This is a genomic window from Tenacibaculum sp. M341, assembly GCF_004337695.1.
GTDB lineage: Bacteria > Bacteroidota > Bacteroidia > Flavobacteriales > Flavobacteriaceae > Polaribacter.
Genome location: NZ_SJXJ01000003.1, coordinates 1 through 20,232, shown reverse-complemented (window position 1 = coordinate 20,232; position 20,232 = coordinate 1). Strand labels below are relative to the sequence as shown.

At 30.6% G+C, this 20,232-nt stretch carries 18 protein-coding genes and 2 rRNA genes; 8 read left to right on the top strand and 12 right to left on the bottom strand.

The window, feature by feature from the left end:
- Positions 1 to 2 precede the first annotated feature (2 nt).
- The 6 genes from EYW44_RS03640 (at position 3) to EYW44_RS03615 (ending at position 6,385) form a co-directional block, all read left to right on the top strand.
- On the top strand, positions 3 to 488 hold the full coding sequence (locus tag EYW44_RS03640) for a DUF2271 domain-containing protein (protein WP_132722311.1): 486 nt from the start codon (positions 3 to 5) through the stop codon (positions 486 to 488).
- Between the two features lie 20 nt (positions 489 to 508).
- Entirely contained in the window at positions 509 to 2,689 is a 2,181-nt protein-coding gene (locus EYW44_RS03635) for a PepSY domain-containing protein (RefSeq protein WP_132722310.1), read from the top strand.
- Positions 2,690 to 2,721: 32 nt separating this feature from the next.
- Entirely contained in the window at positions 2,722 to 3,642 is a 921-nt protein-coding gene (locus tag EYW44_RS03630; protein WP_132722309.1) for a S66 peptidase family protein, read from the top strand.
- The gene (locus EYW44_RS03625) at positions 3,635 to 4,630 is read left to right on the top strand and encodes a hypothetical protein (protein WP_132722308.1); all 996 of its coding nucleotides are present in this window, start codon (positions 3,635 to 3,637) and stop codon (positions 4,628 to 4,630) included. The genes EYW44_RS03630 and EYW44_RS03625 overlap by 8 nt, the downstream gene beginning before the upstream one ends.
- An 84-nt stretch (positions 4,631 to 4,714) precedes the next feature.
- Complete coding sequence (locus EYW44_RS03620) at positions 4,715 to 5,074, top strand: YraN family protein (protein WP_132722307.1); 360 nt, start codon at positions 4,715 to 4,717, stop codon at positions 5,072 to 5,074.
- A gap of 150 nt (positions 5,075 to 5,224) precedes the next feature.
- A complete protein-coding gene (locus tag EYW44_RS03615; protein ID WP_132722306.1) occupies positions 5,225 to 6,385 on the top strand; it encodes an iron-containing alcohol dehydrogenase in 1,161 nt (386 codons plus the stop codon).
- A 49-nt stretch (positions 6,386 to 6,434) separates the two neighbouring features.
- Here the strand turns inward: EYW44_RS03615 and EYW44_RS03610 are convergent, their stop codons facing one another.
- Together EYW44_RS03610 and EYW44_RS03605 are read right to left on the bottom strand one after the other, a co-directional pair.
- On the bottom strand, positions 6,435 to 6,935 hold the full coding sequence (locus tag EYW44_RS03610) for a TlpA family protein disulfide reductase (protein ID WP_132722305.1): 501 nt from the start codon (positions 6,933 to 6,935) through the stop codon (positions 6,435 to 6,437).
- A 3-nt stretch (positions 6,936 to 6,938) separates the two neighbouring features.
- Positions 6,939 to 8,327 carry a TlpA family protein disulfide reductase gene (locus tag EYW44_RS03605; protein ID WP_132722304.1) on the bottom strand — a complete coding sequence of 463 codons (1,389 nt, stop codon included), beginning with the start codon at positions 8,325 to 8,327 and terminating at the stop codon, positions 6,939 to 6,941.
- Positions 8,328 to 8,448: 121 nt separating this feature from the next.
- On the opposite strand from EYW44_RS03605, the gene EYW44_RS03600 reads away from it, so the two are divergent.
- On the top strand, positions 8,449 to 9,243 hold the full coding sequence (locus tag EYW44_RS03600) for an SDR family oxidoreductase (protein ID WP_132722303.1): 795 nt from the start codon (positions 8,449 to 8,451) through the stop codon (positions 9,241 to 9,243).
- A 13-nt stretch (positions 9,244 to 9,256) separates the two neighbouring features.
- Here EYW44_RS03600 and EYW44_RS03595 read toward each other — a convergent pair whose 3' ends face one another.
- Entirely contained in the window at positions 9,257 to 9,880 is a 624-nt protein-coding gene (locus EYW44_RS03595) for an NADase-type glycan-binding domain-containing protein (RefSeq protein WP_132722302.1), read from the bottom strand.
- Positions 9,881 to 9,883: 3 nt separating this feature from the next.
- A complete protein-coding gene (locus tag EYW44_RS03590; protein ID WP_132722301.1) occupies positions 9,884 to 10,240 on the bottom strand; it encodes a hypothetical protein in 357 nt (118 codons plus the stop codon).
- 92 nt (positions 10,241 to 10,332) lie between these two features.
- Between EYW44_RS03590 and EYW44_RS03585 the strand changes: the two genes are divergently transcribed.
- Complete coding sequence (locus EYW44_RS03585) at positions 10,333 to 10,860, top strand: CvpA family protein (RefSeq protein WP_132722300.1); 528 nt, start codon at positions 10,333 to 10,335, stop codon at positions 10,858 to 10,860.
- Position 10,861: 1 nt separating this feature from the next.
- On the opposite strand, the gene EYW44_RS03580 is transcribed toward EYW44_RS03585, so the two are convergent.
- From EYW44_RS03580 to EYW44_RS03545, 8 genes are all read right to left on the bottom strand, one after another.
- The gene (locus EYW44_RS03580; protein ID WP_132722299.1) at positions 10,862 to 11,296 is read right to left on the bottom strand and encodes a hypothetical protein; all 435 of its coding nucleotides are present in this window, start codon (positions 11,294 to 11,296) and stop codon (positions 10,862 to 10,864) included.
- 81 nt (positions 11,297 to 11,377) lie between these two features.
- Complete coding sequence (locus EYW44_RS03575) at positions 11,378 to 11,614, bottom strand: T9SS type A sorting domain-containing protein (RefSeq protein WP_256369368.1); 237 nt, start codon at positions 11,612 to 11,614, stop codon at positions 11,378 to 11,380.
- 231 nt (positions 11,615 to 11,845) lie between these two features.
- Positions 11,846 to 13,828 carry a hypothetical protein gene (locus EYW44_RS03570; protein WP_132722297.1) on the bottom strand — a complete coding sequence of 661 codons (1,983 nt, stop codon included), beginning with the start codon at positions 13,826 to 13,828 and terminating at the stop codon, positions 11,846 to 11,848.
- A gap of 39 nt (positions 13,829 to 13,867) precedes the next feature.
- Entirely contained in the window at positions 13,868 to 14,935 is a 1,068-nt protein-coding gene (locus EYW44_RS03565; RefSeq protein WP_132722296.1) for a WD40/YVTN/BNR-like repeat-containing protein, read from the bottom strand.
- Between the two features lie 337 nt (positions 14,936 to 15,272).
- Complete coding sequence (locus EYW44_RS03560) at positions 15,273 to 18,959, bottom strand: T9SS type A sorting domain-containing protein (RefSeq protein WP_132722295.1); 3,687 nt, start codon at positions 18,957 to 18,959, stop codon at positions 15,273 to 15,275.
- 248 nt (positions 18,960 to 19,207) lie between these two features.
- Positions 19,208 to 19,609 carry a methylmalonyl-CoA epimerase gene (gene mce, locus EYW44_RS03555; RefSeq protein WP_132722294.1) on the bottom strand — a complete coding sequence of 134 codons (402 nt, stop codon included), beginning with the start codon at positions 19,607 to 19,609 and terminating at the stop codon, positions 19,208 to 19,210.
- A 140-nt stretch (positions 19,610 to 19,749) separates the two neighbouring features.
- Positions 19,750 to 19,858 (bottom strand): 5S ribosomal RNA (gene rrf / locus EYW44_RS03550).
- 156 nt (positions 19,859 to 20,014) lie between these two features.
- Positions 20,015 to 20,232 (bottom strand): 23S ribosomal RNA (locus tag EYW44_RS03545); the annotation flags it as partial.

Sequence of the window (20,232 nt, the reverse complement as noted above, 5' to 3'; positions counted from 1 at the left end):
ATATGAACAGACTAAAAAAGATATTATTTTTAGTAACTATTTGTACTGTTGCTTTTGCTTTTACAACAAATAATAGCAGTAAGTATAAATGTATGATTCAACTAAAGAATTATGATGGAGAAGGCGCTTATATTATTGTTTCTTTATTAAATGCTGAAGGTGCATACCAAGAAACATTACAAGTACTTGGTGATGATGATGAATGGTACCATGAAGTTTATGATTGGTGGGATTTTTACGGAAAGAAAAGAAATGATATTGATGCCATTACTGGTGAAACAATTAGTGGTGGACAACGTGCTATTAAAGTAATTGAAATACCAAATGATAAAATGAATGCTGATTACAAAATCCGTTTTGAAACAGCTGTTGAAGACCAGGAGTATTATGCTGATGATGTAGAGTTTGATCTTACTTCTGAAAATGTGAAAAATAAATTTGAAGGTAAAGGCTTTATTCGTTACGTAAGAATGATGCCTCAAAAATAAAAGTAATTATCGTTTAATATATGACTTTTTCAATTTGGAGATATAGCCATTTAACCTTGGCTGTATCTTCTTTTTTATTCATTATTATAGCTTCTGTAACTGGAATTATTTTAGCTTTTGAACCAATTACAAATCAGTTAAAACCTTATGCTATTACAGATTTATCTGAAATAACAATCAGTGAAATGTTAAATGGTTTAAAAGAGGAATATGAAGAAGTTATTGCTGTTGATATTAATAATGATCATTTTATAACCGCTTCAGTAATTACAAAAGATGGAGATAGTCAAACTTTTTACATTCACCCTAAAACAGGAAAAAAAGTTGGTGATATTGAAGAAAAAGCTCGCATTTTTAAATTTGCAACAAGTTTACACAGATCATTATTTTTAAAAAGTATTGGTCGCTTTTTTGTTGGCTTAGTTTCTTTTCTTCTTTTTTTAATTACCATTACTGGTATTGCCTTAATTTTAAAAAGACAAGGTAGTTTTAAAAAGTTTTTTCATAAAATAACTCGCGAAAATTTCTATCAATATTTTCATGTCGTTTTTGGTCGTGCTTTTTTAATTCCTTTAATCATTATTACCCTAACTGGCGTCTATTTATCTTTAGAGAAATTCAACTTATTACCAAAACATAAAATATCTCATCAAATAAACTTTGACGAACTAAAATCTAAACCTCAGCAAAACATTCTAGATTTTAGTATTTTTCGTCAAACAAAATTATCTGAACTCAAAAAAATAGAGTTTCCTTTTTCTCCTGATGTTGAAGATTATTTTTTACTTCAATTACACAATAAAGAAATTACAGTTAATCAATTAACTGGAGAGATTTTAAGCGAAGTTCACTACCCTTTTTCTAAAATTACTGCTTACTATAGTTTATTACTTCATACTGGTCAAGGAAACATCTTTTGGGCTGTTATTTTAGCATTAGCCTCTGTCGTTACTTTATTTTTCATTTACTCAGGTTTTGTAATGACTTTTGAAAGAAGAAAAGGAAAAATTAAAAATCTATACCAAAAAGATGCTTGTGAATACATCATTTTAGTTGGTTCTGAAAATGGAAGCACCAATCGATATGCTAAAATGCTTTTGAATGCTTTTACTAAGGAAAATAAAAAATCATTTATCGCAGATTTAAATTCTTACACTTCTTTCAAAAACATGAAGCATTTAATTGTATTATCTGCCACTTATGGCGATGGCGATGCTCCTTCTAATGCTACTAATTTTTTAAAAGTTATTACAGATACATCTATAAACCAACAATCTTTCTCTTTCTCTGTTGTTGCTTTTGGTTCTTTATCTTATCCTAAATACTGTGAATTTGGTATTAAAGTTTATGAAGCTTTACAACAAAATGAGAAAGCAAACAAACTAACAGCTCTTCATAAAATAAATAATAAATCTTTTGAAGCTTTTTCTAAATGGTTACTAGAGTTTAATGAAAAAACAGGTTTAAATTTAATTGTTGATAAGAGTATTGTTAGCAAACAAGAAACAACCTTTCCTTTAATATTGTCTAATAAATCATTAAATACAGCAGGTGATGATGACACCTTTTTATTGCATTTTAATAACTGCAATAAAAAGTTTACATCTGGAGATTTGCTAGCTGTTTATCCTAATAAAAATACTTACGAGCGCTTGTACTCTATTGCTAATATTGAAAACTCATTAGTTTTAAGTGTAAAAAAACACCAACTTGGTATTTGCTCTAATTATTTATTCAATTTAAATGAAGGAGAGGCTATTAATGTATTTGTAAAGAAAAATAGTTCTTTTCACTTCCCTAAAAAAGCGTCAAAAGTAATTATGATTGCTACAGGAACTGGAATTGCTCCTTTTTTAGGAATGATTCACCATAAAAAATCTACTCCTGTCGATTTATATTTTGGTCTAAGAAACAAACAATCATTAGTTTTATATAAGGATATTTTAAAAAAAGAAAATATTACTAACCTCTACCTTGCTTTTTCAAGAGAAACAGCAAAGAAAGTATATGTTCAAAATATCATAAACGAAAACAGCAACTCTATAATTCACGACTTAAAAAAAGGTGCTGTAATTATGATTTGTGGATCTATTACAATGCAAAATGAAGTGTTTGATGTTTTGGAAAAAGCATTAAAGAATTCTGGAAAATCATTAAGCTATTACAAAAACAAAAAACAGATTTTAGTAGATTGTTACTAAGTAACCTGTATTTTTTCTATTTTCGATCTGTAATGAAATTAAAAACTCCTTCTTATTTAAAAAAAGGCGATACTGTGGCAATTGTTGCTCCGGCAGGAATTCTATTGAACAGAAATGAGGTTATTGAAAAAGCTAAAAACCTTTTAGAATCGTGGGATTTAAAAGTTGTTTTAGGTAAAAACCTGTTTCAAAAAGGTAATCACTTTGCTGGTTCAGATGAGCAACGAACTAACGATTTTCAAGAAGCTCTAAATAATCCTAAAGTGAAAGCTATTTGGTGTGCCCGTGGTGGTTATGGTTCTGTAAGAATTATTGATTTATTAAATTTTACTGAATTTAAAAAGAATCCGAAATGGATTATTGGTTACTCTGATGTTACTGTATTTCATAACCACATACATAATTTAGGTGTAGAAACATTACACGCCATGATGGGTACAAGTTTGCAAGATGATATACATGACATTCCACATACCATAGAAACATTTAAAAAAGTACTATTTGGAGAACAGTTATCATACTCAATCGCTTCTTCGTCTTATAACAGAGAAGGAAATGTAACTGGACAGTTAGTTGGAGGGAATCTAGCTATTTTAACTGCTATGTTAGGCTCAGAAAGTCAAATTTCTACTGATCATAAAATTTTATTCATTGAAGAAATTGGCGAATATGAATATGCTATTGACAGAATGCTGCAAAGTTTATATAGAGCTAATTATTTTAAAAATGTAAAAGGAATAATTATTGGTGATATTTCAAAAGTAAAGGAAAACAGTACTAATTGGGGCTGTGCTATTGAAGAGTTGTTTTTAAATGCATTGCCCAAAGAAATTCCAGTACTTTTTAACTTTCCTGCAGGTCACGAACCTGATAATAGAGCTTTAATTATGGGTAGAAATATAGAACTATCGATCAACAAAGATCAATTTTCAAAAATTAATTTTTATGAATAGAAAAAGCATACTCATCAGTATTATTTTCATTTTGATTATTACAATTTCTTGTAAAAAAAATCAAACTGTAGATAAACCTAAAAAAGAAACTGCTATTAATTTTAAAACAGATTCTATAACTCCTTTTTATGAAGTAGTTTCTGAAAAAGGAACCAAAATTACGCTTTGGACTAAAAAAGATTACTACACTTCTAATGATAAAGATTTTATAATTGCTTCCAAAGAAATCTCTTTAAACAACCAAAAAGCAACAGTAAAAACAGATACATTATTGTATAATGAATATACTTTTACCGAGGTATTTAATGAGAGTTTTACCCAACAAAAAATTGATAATGGAGAATTTCTTTTATTTTCCTTAAAAGAAACTTTTAAAGGAAGAGCTGTTATTGATAGAGATATTAACTTTTATCTACTAAACATAAATACTTTAGATTTTCTCACGCTTACCTATACAGGAAAATCTTCTTTAAGATGTAATACTTGTATTGATGGTGATTTCCAGGAAAACAAAAAGCTAAATCAACATCCCGCATTAAAAGATGCACTTTATAAATATGCTTCTAAAAGTAAACACATCTACATAGCTAGTAAAGAAGAAAAAGATATTTCTTATTATAAAAATTATATTCAAAAATGGTATAAAGACAATAATGTAAATAATGATTTTGGTGCTGGACATGCTAGTATACCTGATATTGTTTATAGCACTTATTACAAAGAAAATATATTTGAATTTACAGGAGATTACGGAAGTGATTTTATTGAAAATAGTCGTTTTAAAATAGTTAATTACTTTCGAGGCAACTTACTAGGCTATGATAAAGTAAAAAAAATATATTTCCCTGTTTTAGTAGAAAGTTGCAATTATGATTGTGGCAAAGAGATTCATTTTTTAGAAGGAAATATTATTAGTATACAATACGAATGGACAGATGATGTGTCTTATCAAATTAACCTAGATAATATTCAGTTTTTAAATGATTAGTAACTGAGATTTCATTTAATATCCTTTACATTTTCTTTAATTCTTTTTTTTATATTTTTATCTTCAAAATGAAAAAGATTAAAAATGGCTAAGCACAACGAATTAGGAAAAGAAGGAGAAATACAAGCAATTAATTTTCTTACCAAAAACGGATATAAAATTCTTGAAAAAAACTATCGCTACTTAAAAGCTGAAGTAGATATTATTGCTATTAAAAACCAAGAATTAATAGCTGTAGAAGTAAAAACTAGATCCACCGATTTTTTTGGAAATCCACAAGATTTTATCAATCAGAAAAAAATAAACTTATTGATTTCTGCAATGGATCATTATGTAAATGAAAAAGACTTAGACTTAGAAGTTAGATTTGATATCATTGCCATTATTAAAAAACAAAACAGCTTTGAAATTGAACATTTAGAAGATGCTTTTTTATTTTTTTAAGAAACCTTTAAGTATTGCAAATTGATTTATTACCATAGATCAATTTTTCCTCTTTTACCTTCATATAATTTTGAAATTGTTTGGAAAATCTTTGATAACAACCTATAAAAAGACCTAACATTTTCATTAAAAACATTATACAAAATAACGATGCTTAACTTTAACTTTTATAACCCAACACATGTAGTTTTTGGTAAAGATAGATTATCAGAATTAGCTACATTAATTCCACAAAACTCAAAAGTTTTAATTACTTATGGAGGTGGAAGTATTAAAAAATTTGGAACATTTGATAAAATTACTGAAGCCTTAAAAGGTTTTGAAATTTTTGAATTTGGTGGTATTGAACCTAATCCACAATTAAACACCTGTATCAAAGCCGCTGAATTTATTAAAGAAAATAATATCGATTTTATTTTAGCTGTAGGAGGTGGATCTGTATTAGATGCTACAAAATATATTTCTATTGCTGCAAAATATGATGGTGATGATTATGCTTCTTTAATTAAACATGGTTTTTCACCTGTACCAGTTACAGAGGCAGTTCCTTTCGGAACAGTGTTAACATTACCAGCAACTGGTTCTGAAATGAATGCTTTTTCAGTAATTAGTGATGTTACAGGAAAATATGGTATTTACTCTCCTCTATTTTTTCCTAAGTTTTCTGTATTAGATCCTACACTTACTTACACATTACCTAAAAAACAAGTAGCTAATGGTATAGTAGATACGTTTGTACATGTAATAGAACAATATATTACGTTTCCTGTAGATGCTAAATTTCAAGATAGAGCTGCTGAAGGAATTTTACAAACATTAATAGAAATTGGAGAAAAGACTATTAATAATCCTGAAGATTACGATACGAGAGCAAACTTTATGTGGTGCGCTACAATGGCACTTAGTGGTGTTGTAGGTTCTGGTGTACCACAAGATTGGAGCACGCATATGATCGGTCATGAATTTACGGCTAAGTTTGATATAGATCATGCTAGAACTTTGGCAATGGTATTACCTTCTTTATTAAGAGAAAGAAAAGATAAAAAAGAGGCTAAATTACTTCAATATGCCGAAAGAGTTTGGAATATAACTGAAGGTACTAACGACGAAAGAATTGAAGCTGGAATTCAAAAAACAGAAGCCTTCTTTAATACTCTTGGAGTAGCAAGTAAAATCAGTGACTACGATGTTAAAAAAGAAGAATTGAAAGATATTATTTCTCAATTAGAGTCTCATGGAATGACTGCTTTATCTGAAACTGGTGATTTAACATTAGATGTTACAGAACGAATTTTAGAAAATGCTTACTAATTTACAGTAATCTAATATTAAAAAAGACATTCTGTTAAGAATGTCTTTTTTAATTATCTTTCTTATCTAAAACCTCTTCTAAGGCATTTTTAAGTTTATTAAAATTAGATTGTTTAGTTCCACTATCTATATAGTAAAACTTCCCTTTTTTATCAACAACAAAATAAGAAGGATATACTTGTAAAGGATTAAAAACCTCGCTTACATCCATAGTTGAATAAGCTGTTTTAAACTTAAATAAAGTATTCTTATGAAACTCTTTTATAATATCCTTTCTATCTAATGCAGGAGCTACAAAAAGAACATCATTTCTATTTTTATAATGATCAACTAAATCATTCAATAAATGAATATCAACCAAACATGGCAAACAAGAAGTAAACCAAAACTTAAAAACGACAACCTTATTCAGGATGTCGTTTTTAGTTAATCTCTCACCGTTAGTGAGCCATAATTTAAATTGAGGAACATTATCTCCTACTTTAAAATTTTCTTGAGAAAATACAGAAGTAGTTATAAAAAGTACTATTCCTAAAATATAATATTTCATCAATTATTTTTCAGCTGAACCACCTTCGAAGAATTCTTTTACATCTTCTACAGTATTAGGTACTGCTATAATTTTCTTGTTCTTATCTAATATAAAATAAGTTGGTGTAGCTTCAATTCTATACTTCTGTACAGTTTCGTTTTTAAATCTAAACTCTGGGTGAGTTCCTAAAACATTATGCCAGTTGTATAACTTATTTTTAGCCCAAGAGTTAAAATCTAAGTCGTTATCTTCAATAGCAAAAGCAATTACAGAAGTTGTATTGTGCTTCTTCATGAATTCATATACTGAAGGAATCTCTTGAACACAGTGGCTACATTGAGTACTCCAAAAGATCATTAAGTAGTTTTCACCATCATTTAAAGTAGAAAGTGTAAAGCTCTTATCTCCTTCTTTCCAAGAAAAATCTGGAGCAACTCTACCTACAGAAGCTAATAACTCACCTAACTTATCTTCTTTAAATTTAGCATCCTGAAGTGAAGCTGGTAATTTTGCATAATAATTTGCAAAAAGCATATCTACTAACTCAGAGTTTCTCTGATTTGTAAAACGAGTGATTAAGTACTCTAAAACTTCTTTTCTAATTTTATCTTCCTTAACTATACCCATTATTTTAGATACAGACTCTTTGTATAATTTTTGTTGTAATGTTTGACTCTCAGCAATGTTTAAATAAAACACATAGTTTGTAATCTTATCAACGATAAAAGATGAGTTATATAATGTCTTATTAGTAAAATCTGTGTTATCAAAAAAGCTACCAATAACATGCTCTAAATACTCTTGCGTATTATCAAAAATTGAAGATGAATTTGTTGCTTTAGATGCTTTGATAAAAGTATTTACTAACAATCCTTCAGATTTACCTTCGTAAATCTCTTGCATTTCTTCTTGAGCTTTAAATGCTTTCTTATAAGCCTTTTTAGTACTCTTTGATTTTGATTTAAGATAGTCAACTTGTAAAGAATCAACAGCACGTTGAGTTAAACCTAATGCATCTGTATATTCTCTATATAATTTGTTTTCTCTAGATTTTGTAAAAACAATTGTTTCTTCTGGATATTGTGGATTGAATAAGAATTCAACATTTTCTTGATTGAAAAAGAAGTCTATAAAACCAGCTCCAGTGTTTCTATATGAAACTCTATAAGATCCTGTTTTTGCTCCAGTAGGCATAGCTATTTCAAAACGTCCAACTTTTTGAACACTTCCACCTAAATCAACATCTTCAAACTTAATAGTTGAATTAGCAATAAATTTTTGCTTCGCGCCTTCTATCTTATATAATAGTACCCAATCACTCTTCTCTGGCGGAGTCATAGTACCCTTAACTGTAAACTGTGCATTTGCAATCGAAGTAACAAATAGTATTAAAACAAGTAAATTTTTCATTGTTATCAGGGATTTTATTTTATTAATATTAAAATTTCTGTCAACTGTAATTCAATAAGCGTACCAAAATAATTATTTCTTATTTAATTTGAGTACATTACACTAAAATTATCTTTATAAAATGAAACTCAAAAATAAGATTATTTGGATTACTGGAGCTTCTTCCGGCATTGGAAAATCTCTAGCAATATTACTTTCGAGCCAAAATACAAAATTAATATTATCTTCAAGGAATGAATCGCTATTAAATGATGTAAAAAAGAATTGTTTTAATGAAAAAAACATTAAAATTTTACCATTAGACCTAGAAAACTATAAAAACTTTAACAAAATAGTCGAAAAAGCTATTTCTCTCTTTGGCTCTGTAGATGTGTTAGTTAACAACGGTGGAATTAGTCAACGTTCGCTTGCAGCTGATACTAGTATTGAGGTTGACGAGCGCATTATGAAAATAAATTATTTAGGAACTGTAGCCTTAACCAAAGCTTTATTACCTCACTTTATTGAAAATAAAAAAGGAACTTTTGTAGTAACAACTAGTATTGTTGGAAAAATTGGTACACCTCTACGCTCTACCTATGCTGCTTCTAAACATGCCCTGCATGGTTTTTTTGATAGTTTGCGCGCAGAAGTTTTTGATAAAAATATAAAAGTAACTATTGTTTGTCCTGGTTTTGTAACTACTAATGTTTCTAAAAACGCTCTAACTGGAGACGGAACACCTCAAAATAAAATGGATAATGCGACTGCTAAAGGAATACATCCTGATAAGTTTGCCAAATTAATGGTAAAAGCTATTGAGAAAGAGAAAGAAGAAGTTTACATTGCTGGAGCTAAAGAAAAGCTCGGAGTATATGCTAAACGGTTTTACCCCAAATTATTATCAAAAATGATTAGAAAACTGAGCGTTACCTAGTATTGATTCATATTTATGGAGAACAAGTAGGTGTTAACAAACTAATTGCTGTATCATTATATTTAGTCCCTCGATAAACGGCTATAATTTCAAATTCAAGAATATCTCCTACAGCTAAATTACTTTGATTATTTCTTAAATTAAACTTTTGAACTTTTGGTGTGTCTTTTAAATACACCTTACTTATCAATTTTGAATTTCTGTACACATTAAGTGCTTGTACTCTATTATTCTGTTTCCAAATTCTAGAATTCTTAGCATATCCATTTACAAAAGTAAACTCAAAATTTAATTTCCATGGTTCTCCTGATCCTACCATATCTATTATTTTACATGTAATTTGTTCTCCAATACCATTTCCTTCTACACCTTCTACCCATGCTGTAATAATTTCTTTATTTCTAAAGGTTTTTAAATTCTCTGGATTGTAATTAAATTGTTTTGTTGCTTTAAGTGTAGAACTTGCTTTTACTACAATTGTACTCGGACAAATATTTTCATATTCTCCAGCAGAATAATCATTACTCCAAGCCGGATATTCTGTTTTCAATTCAGCCCAAACTTCTTTTATTTCTTTTTTTTGACTAAAGCCAAAGAAGGTTAACAACAATATTATTACAAAACATTTGCTATTCATTTTCTATTTAAAAAAATCAATAGCTTCAAAATAATTAACAATAGCCTCTTTCATTAATACAGTTTGTTCACCTGGCTTCAAACTTGGTAATTCTGTTAGTGATTTATAATGCGGCCATCCATCTTCATCAAAAAAATCAAACTCATAATACCCATAAGGTTCTAATAACTTACAAATAGCTATGTGCATTAAGTTAACTTTTTCATCTTTCTTAAACTTGCGCTGCCCTTGCCCTAATTCTTGTACACCTATTAAATAAATAATTCCATCTAAATTCAATTCATCTCCATCAGCAAAATCCTTTGATAAAGAGTTTACTAAAAAAGTCCATTTTTCCTTTAGGTTGGTAACTTTTTCCATCTGTTTTTTATTTGATTCGCAAAGATACAAACGAGATACTTATATTTGTTACTTATTGTACAATCGTACGAAACATTATTAAAATAAAACGAATGAATACTTTTGATATTATTATTGCTGCTTTATTACTATTTGGTTTTGTACGTGGACTAATGAAAGGGTTATTTGTTGAAGTTGCATCTCTTGTAGCTTTAGTTGCTGGTGTTTATGGTGCAATTCATTTTTCTTATTTTTTAGGAGATTGGCTAAAAGATAGTTTAGATTGGGATGAAAAGTACATTAGCTTGGTTGCTTTTGCTGGTACTTTTGTTGTAATTATACTAGCCATAGCTTTAATGGGTAAAATACTAACTAAAATAGCAGATTTTGCTTCATTAGGTATTTTAAATAAAATATTAGGTGGTGTTTTTGGAGCTTTAAAAATAGGGTTAATTTTAAGTGTTGTTTTTATTTTCTTCGGAAAAATGAATGATACAATTCCTTTTGTAAAACAAGAAAGCTTAAACGAATCAATTTTATACAAGCCTGTTAAAAAAATAGCTCCAATGATTTTTCCTTCTATTATTAAAGATGAAGAACCAAAAACTGTAACTGAGCCGCAGGAAGAAAAAACTGAATAATTTAATTTATTTTTAATATTTCATACACAGATTCACCTCCTTTTTGACAAAGTCCTTCTTTTACTGTAAGAGATACTTTCTTAGATTTTGTAATCATTTTATCATTAGCAACTTTATTAATTACAAAAAAGTACTTTTTATTACTTAGCGGAAAATTAGTAATACCTGCACCAGACTGTAATACTTTAGTTACTTGTATCTCTATTACTTTTTCATATTTTCTCTCACAAATAGTTTGAGCTGATATATTTTTGGTAATAATTCCTTCCATTTGAATTGTATTGGGCGAAATATTGTTTTGTACAGCACTTCTACCAACTAAATCTTCATATTTTGGTTTTTTCCTTTTCATTTTTTTTTCTTGAGAGACTACTGTTGTTTTACAAGCTGCAAAAAAAGCAAGCAATATTACTAATACAATTGAATTTATTTTCATGAGTCTAATTAATTTAAAAGTCGAGATTATTTTTCTCAAAATAACCTCGACAATATATTACATTAAAAAAATAAAGACTGTTTATTTTTTTATAATTTTAAATCGTTTCGTTGTTTTATTCCCTTCTAAACTTACAAAATAAAAACCTGTTGACATACGAGAAGCATCCCATACATGATTGTTTTTTGTATCTATATCCGAAACTTTGTAAACTATCTTTCCTGCCATATCAAAAATTTTCATAGATACTTCTTTCTCAGAATTCATAATTCTTAAATCAAAGTTAAACGAGTTATTTGATGGATTTGGCCATGCCAGTGAATTAAATTTAGTATCTAAAGTTGTTAGTGGAGCTGCTTCGTTTGTATTGGCATCGCCATTATCATTAACAATATCTCCAAAAAGTTGGAAAGACTGATCTATAGGTGCTCTACCTAATGCTACATTAGTCGCTGTCCAATCAACTGCTCCAATACGAAAAAGATTTTCTTGATCTCTAAACTGAGTTACACCTCCTACAGTATTTGCTTCTGAGCTCCAAAACCATTGTCATCCTCCATTAAAAGCTAAATTAGCATATACAGAAACCCAATAATTACCACTTTCTAAAGATAAAGCTTCTGGTAATTCTATATTTAAATTTGCATCTGCTACATCAGAAACAGGTACCAACTCACCGCTATTATATATTTCTTCTCCTGGTACTCCATCGTTATCATTATAAACAACTACAGTTGCATTGTTATAAAAATCAGAACTACCGATACCAAAAGCTACTAATCTATTGATATTCCATGAATTTCCTTCTGGCACAACAAAATCATCAGCAGACTGAGCAATACCATTAAAATCCGTAAAATTTTGTGATGGTACGTTAGAAATAGCTGCATTAGATTGCGCATAAATTGGCAATTCAGCTATAGTTACCGTAAACCCTTCAGAAACTTGTTCATTACCCGCAGTTGCTATTAATGCTATAGAAGCACTTCCCATACTATCTTGTGCATATGATAATCTTAGCGTGTTTTCTACTAAAGTAGCAGTAACCAATTCTGGATTAGAATTTGTTAATTCAATAGCTATAGCTTCATTATTAGAATGAACAAATAAATCAGTTACATCAATTACAGTATCCTCACTATTCGCTGGTAACTCAATATCATCTAATAAAAAATTAGTACTTAAACTAGCATCTGGAAATTCTCCAGTTACAGGAAAACGTGCACTAAACAAACCATTTCCATGAGCAGCTACTGCTACTAAACCATCGTTTCTTGTTACAACTTCATCAGTAACAGCTGTTCCAATTCTATTGTTTTCTTTTCTCCAAACCGTGTTTTGACCGTTTAAATAACTTGTTACAAACAAACCTGTACTAGTTGCTTCATAAATCTTTTGAGAACGTGACCATCTATTTCTTCCTTCAGGACCAAAAAAAGCAGTACTTCTTACTGATGGACCATTTCCTGTACCGTCTCTATTCTCTTCTAAATTACCACTAATATCTGTCCAAGTTTCTCCTCCATCATTTGTAAAAAACAAACTAGGTATTCCATAGTTAGGTAAAGTTATAATTACTCTATCTGCATTTGACAGGTCTACATTTATATCATTTACAAAACCATTAGGTAATCCTTTACCTGTTGTTATATCTACTATTTCTTGATTATCAATATTTGCATTATCCATTCTAAGCACCATACCCGAATTTGTACCATAATATAATCTATTAGCTACTGGATATTTTGAAATACCTAATGAAGTAATGGTAGAATTATCAGGAGTTTGTGAACTTGCAATATTTGTCCAATTTTCACTAGCACGACCTCTTAAGAATAATGGAATTTCATCTAAATTTCTGTTTCTCCAAATTCTTCCCTGAATAGGCATATACATAATATTATCATTTATTGGATCTAAAATAAAAGGATTCACAAATGAAAAATCTCTATTACCTGGTCCTTCTGGTCTAACTACTGTAAATGATTCAAAACCTCCATTTTCATCAAAATTAAACCTGAAAATATTTCCTCTTTGAGAAGAAACATAACGAGTTCTACCATTATCAGTAATGGCACTATATGCTCCATCTCCACCAAAATCCTCTACCCAAGCAGCTGTAGGATCTGAAGAATTTGTAAACCATGTACCATTATCTTGAAAACCTGCTACTAAATTATCATCAGTTCCCTCTGGATTAAAAGCAACATGATAAGGCTGAGTTGTTAAGTATCCATTATTTAAAGAGTCCCATTCCACTGGTTCGATTTCTTCATTAGTAGCTGTAATATCCTCAGTTATAAAAACTCCTCCATCATTTCCTGATAAAGCTCTGTTAGGGTTTGATGGATAAAAAACAAGTGCATGTTGATCTGGGTGTTGATCTGTATATAATGAAATATCATTTAATGGAGAATAACCAGCAACCCAACTTTCTTGTCCAGCTTGTGTTGCAAAAGCATCTGTTGATCTGTATAAATTTGTACCTCCTACAAAAACAATATTGCTATCTGTTGGGTGTACTTTTTCCAATAAATTATATCCTCCTTGTGGGTTTAAGTCTCCTACATCTCAACCAATATCTGTTGGTAAATTATCCGTTAACTCTGTCCAAATCTCTTCATTCCCTTCAGGATTAGCATTAAACCTATGCAAAATAGAGAGTTCTACATCATTAAAATCAAATTGAGTTAAGAAATACACTATATCTTCATCAGAAGGATCAATTCCCATAACGGTTCTTCCATAACCTGAAGCTGCTAAGTTTAATAAGGCTTGTGGAGTTATATTTGTCCAGTTTTCTCCATCTGTTGAAGTAAAGAAACCTGGATTTTCTCCAGCAGATAAACGAGAACTTACAGTCATATAAATTACTCCTGTTGATGTAATACTAACCTCAGTGAAATTATCGAATCCTCCATCGAAAACTTGTCCAAATGAATTACCCCCATCTTGTGATCTATACAAACCATCAAAAGTTGCAACATATAAATCTCCATTTGTTGGATTTATGGCTATTGAATTAATCAAATCAAAACCTGATTCAAAGCCTCCAACATTGGCATTTGTGGTTGCTCTTAAAGATTCCCAAGTACGTCCTCCGTCTTGAGATTTATAAACTCCACTACCTTGGTATAAAGCACCACCAGCTCCAGCACTACCAAATCGTTCACCAGAAGCATAGTACCAAGTAAAGCTTTTATTTGGTCTTGGGTCTTGAATAATGGTAGTAATACTTGGATCTTGAAAATTTCTCGTCACTTTTCTCCAAGTTTGACCTCCATTTTCTGTTCTCCATAATCCACCAGAAACTCCACCTGCTAATATTACATTTTCATTATTTCTGTCAATTGCTAATGCTCGTGTTCTACCACCAACATTAAATGGGCCTCTGTTTCTCCAATTATAATAAAATCCTGATGATGATCTTTGACTTGATCTTGATGAGATAAGAGATTCATTGTTTATTTCAATTCCTGTAGAGAACTTAACCTCTGATTCTCTTATACCTAATGGTATTTCATTAGTGTTTGGATTTTTTAATCTTTCAAATTCATACTTTGCTCTTTCAATAGCATTGTCAGCTTGCCTTTGTATAGGTGTTTTAGCATTTGTAGATCCAGTTTTACTATCAAACATCTTTTGATTTTTGTAAACCTGGCTTTTTTTGAGTTTTTTTAAATCTGCTTGTTTTTGTAGTTTTTGTGCATTTGAAGTTAAACACAATGCAGACAGCATCATGAAGCAAGTAAATTGCTTCCCGAAGGGTATTTTTAGATACATTTATTAATAAGGTTTTAATTAATGCGCTAAAATTAGAATTATATGCAACGTAATCCTTACAACTATTATTAAAAGCTCAATACAATAGTTAAAACATTAAAAATATAACAAATCTATAAAAACAAAAAAAATCGAGATTGCTAAAAACAATCTCGATTTATAATATATCTAAAAACTAAGCTTTTATCTTAAATTATTTCTTTAAAATTTTGAAACGCTTAGTAGTTTTATCTCCTTTTACATTTACAAAATAAAAACCAGTTGCCATGCGAGAAGCATTCCATACATAGTTATTATTTGTATTGATATTTGATTCCTCATGAACAACTTTACCAGACATATCAAAAATTTGCATTGATACCTGCTTTTCTGTATTCATAATTTTTAAATCAAAATTAAATGATCCCACAGATGGATTTGGCCATGCTATTGGAGTAACACTATTTGACTCTAAAGTTACTAAAGCAGCTTCTTGTGTATTCTCTTGTACGTTAGTTCCTACAATATCTCCAAAAATTTGGAAAGACTGATCTATTGGATCTCTTCCAAAAGTAATTTCAGTAGAAGTCCAATCTGTTGCTCCTGTTCCAAAAAGATTTACAGGATCTCTAAATTGAGTTACTTGTCCTATTGAATTATCTTCAGAAGACCAGAACCATTGTCCACCTCCATTAAATGCTAAATTTACATAAACTGAAATCCAGTAATCACCACTTTCTAAAGTTAATGCTTCAGGTAATAATAAGTTTACATTAGAATCTGTTGCATCAGAAATAGGTACTAAATCTCCACTATTGTAGATTTCTTCTCCTGGATTCCCTTCATTATTCTCATAAATAACAACTGTTGCACTATTATATATTGGAGCATCTCCAGAACCTGATCCTAATGCTGTAATTCTGTTAATATTCCAAGTATTACCAGCTGGTACTGTAAAATCATCTGCTGATTGAGCTACTGCTCCAAAATCTAAGAAATTTTGAGATGGACTAGAGCTTACAACAGGATTTTGTTGTTCATAAATAGCTAACTCAGCTACGTTAACAGTAAAACCTTCAGAAACTTGTTGGTTTCCAGAAGTAGCTACTAAACCAATGGCTGCTGTTCCAATAGCTTCAGGAGCATAAGATAAAGTTAAAATATTATTCTCTAAAGTAGCTGTTACTAACTCAGGATTAGAATTTGTTAATTCAATATTAATCTCAGCATTTCCAGAACTTACGAATAAACCTGTAACATCTATTACAGTATCTTCACTACTGATACCTACTTTTATATCATCTAATAAGAAAGCTGTACTTAAAGTTAATTGAGGTAACTTACGGAAAAGTGGGAAACGAGCACTAAATAATCCATTACCATGAGAAGCTACTGCTACTAAACCATCTTTTCTTGTTACAACTTCATCAGTTACAGCCTGTCCAAAAACTCTATTCTCTTTTCTCCAAACTGTATTTTGTCCGTTTAAGTATCTAGTAGAATATAAACCAGTACTTGTAGCTGCATAAATTCTTTGAGAACGAGACCATCTTGTTCTTCCTTGAGCTCCTAAGAAAGCTGTACTTCTTACTGAAGGTCCATTACCTGTACCATCAGCATTTTCTTCTAAGTTACCACTGATATCAGTCCAAGTTTCACCACCATCTTGAGTAAAGAATAAACTAGGAATACCGTAGTTAGAAAAAGTAACAATTACACGATCTGCATTAGATGGATCTACGTTAATATCGTTTACAAATCCAGTAGGTAAACCTTTTCCAGATGTAATATCAACAGCTTGTTGATCATCTACATTTGCATTATCCATTCTTAAAACTACTCCTGAGTTTGTTCCGTAGTATAATCTATTTGCAACAGGATAAGTTGATACGTCTAAAGCAGTTACATTAGAACCATCTGGAGTTTGAGAAGTTGAAATATTTGACCAGTTAGTAGTAGCTGGTGCATTAGAGAATAAAGGAATTTCATCTAAATTTCTATTTCTCCATACTCTACCTCCAATAGGCATATACATGATGTTATCATTATTAGGATCTAAGATAAATGGATTAATAAAAGAAAAATCCGTAGGACCTGCAGGTCTTACACTTGTAAAAGCTTCAAACTCCCCATTCTCATCAAAATTAAAACGGAAAACATTTCCTCTTTGTGAAGATACATAACGAGTTCTTCCATTATCTGCAATTGCACTGTAAGCACCATCACCTCCAAAATCTTCTTCCCAAATAGCTTTAGGATCAGATGAATTAGTAAACCAAGTTCCATTATCTTGAAATCCTGCTACAAGATTATCATCAGTTCCATTTGGATCAAATGCAACATGATAAGGTTGTGTAGTTAAATAACCATTATTTAAAGATTCCCATTGAACTGGCTCAACACCATCATTTGTTGCTGTAATATCTTCAGTTACATACACACCTCCATCATTACCAGATAAAGCTCTGTTAGGGTTTGATGGATAAAAAACTAATGCATGCTGATCTGGATGCTGATTCGTGTATAAACTCACATTATTTAACGGAGAATATCCTGCAACCCAACTTTCTTGTCCTACTGGTGTTGCAAAAGCATCTGTTGATCTGTATAAATTAGTACCTCCTACAAAAACAATATTACTGTCTGCTGGATGTACTTTAACTACTAAATTATATCCTCCCTGTGGATTGAAGTTTCCTACTCTACCACCTATTGTAACAGGTAAGTTAGCAGATAAATTAGCCCAAGCTTCTTCTCCTTCAGCAGTTTCATTATTATATCTGTGTAAAAAAGCTGCTCCTCCAGCTCCTACAGCTGACTGAGATAAGAAATAAACTAAGTTTTCATTAGCTGGATCTACTCCCATAACAGTTCTACCATAGTTTGTTCCTAAACTTTCTGGAGTAATATTTGTCCAGTTTTCACCGTCTGTAGATGTAAAGAAACCTGCATTAGGATCTCCTCCTGAATCAATAGTAGCATAAATTCTTCCCGATGGAGTAATACTAACTTCTACTGTATTATCAAATCCTCCTGCTAATACTTCTTCAAAAGAACGACCTCCATCTTGAGATCTGTATAACCCGTTAAATGTAGCAACATATAAATCACCATTTGCAGGATTAACTGCGATAGAGTTAATTAAATCAAAAGCAGATTCAAAAGTACCTACATTTTCATTAGCAGTAGCTCTTAATAATTCCCAAGTTCTACCACCATCTTGTGATTTATATACTCCACTTCCTTGATAGAAAGCTCCTCCTGCACTAGCAGAGTTACCAGGACGCTCACCAGAAGCATAATACCAAATATATCCTCTATATTTTCTAGGATCCTGTACAATAGTTGTAATACCTGGACTCTGGAAGCTTCTTGTAACTTTTCTCCAAGTTTCTCCTCCGTTTCTAGATCTCCATAATCCTCCAGAAACACCTCCTGCTAATATTACATTCTCATTAGTTCTGTCTATTGCTAAAGCCCTTGTTCTACCACCAACATTATATGGACCTCTATTTCTCCAGTTGTAATAGTTCCAAAAATTAGCTCCTTTTGATTGAGTTGTAATTTCAGGACTATTGCTTTCAACTTTAATTTTACTAGAGAAATTCATTTCAGATTTTCTGATACCTAAAGGAATTTGATTCGTTTTAGGATCTCTTAATCTTTCAAATTCATACTTCGCTCTTTCAACAGCGTTATCTGCTTGACGCTCTATAGGTGTTTTTGAATCAGTTGCTCCAGTTTTACTATCAAACATTTTTTGATTCTTGTAAACCTGGCTCTTTTTCATCTGTTTTAAATCTGCTTGCGTTTTCAACTGCTGAGCATTTGCAGTGAAACAAAAAGCAGATACCATTAGAGCGTAAGAAAATTTCTTACTTAAAGGTAATTTTCGATTCATCGGTAATTAAGTTTTTGTTCAGTACCTAAAATAATGTGAAAAATTGAATTTTTCAATGCAAAACACTATAAAAATTATATTTTTTCTAACCCTTATAGCAATCTGTTAATCATTTACTTAGAATACTAACAATAAAATATGTTTATAAAAAAAACGAATACTTAATTTATTTTTTCGATAAAAAAAGGAAAATTCAAGAATTATAAGTTTAAAAAGTTTAACTAATGATTAGTAATCTAGTTAAAAAATTATTCAATTTCTTGACATAATTCAATTAAAACACCATTTGTAGTTTTTGGATGTAAAAAAGCTACTAGTTTATTGTCTGCTCCTTTTTTGGGTACTTCATTAAGAATAGTAAAACCTTCTCCTTTTAATCTTTCAATTTCACTAACAATGTCTTTCACAGCAAAAGCAATATGATGAATTCCTTCACCTTTTTTTTCAATAAACTTTGCTATTGGGCTATCTGGTTTAGTAGATTCAAGTAATTCTATTTTATTAGGTCCTGTTTTAAAAAAAGAAGTTTTAACGCCTTCACTGGCTACTTCTTCGATTTTATAATGTGGTACTCCAAATAATGAAGCAAATAGCTTATTTGATTTCTCTAAATCTTTAACTGCTATACCTATGTGTTCTATTTTATCCATGGAGTAAAAATAGCAGTTTTAGCTAAATGTTATCTATTAATTATTGATAAAGTATTATTGCGAAGTTGTGAGTTATAAAAAATGAAGTTATTATAAAAACAAAAAACCGTTCAATATGTATTGAACGGTCTTGTTATAAAGAAAGGCGACGACCTACTCTCCCACCAGTGGCAGTACCATCGGCGCTAATGGGCTTAACTTCTCTGTTCGGAATGGTAAGAGGTGAGCCCCATTGCTATAATCACCTTAAGTTGTTGCTATTGACTTTTAGCTGTATGCCTTTTGCCTATAGCGCAGCTTAGCTGCTAATATTTTAACATAATTGGTAAAATGATTTGATATTGTTTCAAGATTGCTTACATCTGTTTAAAGAGTTGTCCTCCCTCCACATGGGAGGGAAGATCCGTACATAAGCCTATGGGTTATTAGTACTACTCAGCTACATACATTACTGCACTTACACTTATAGCCTATCAACGTTGTCATCTTCAACGACCCTTTGAAGAAATCTCATCTTGTGGTGGGTTTCGCGCTTATATGCTTTCAGCGCTTATCCCTTCCCGACGTAGCTACTCTGCAATGCCCCTGGCGAGACAACAGATACACTAGAGGTCAGTCCAACT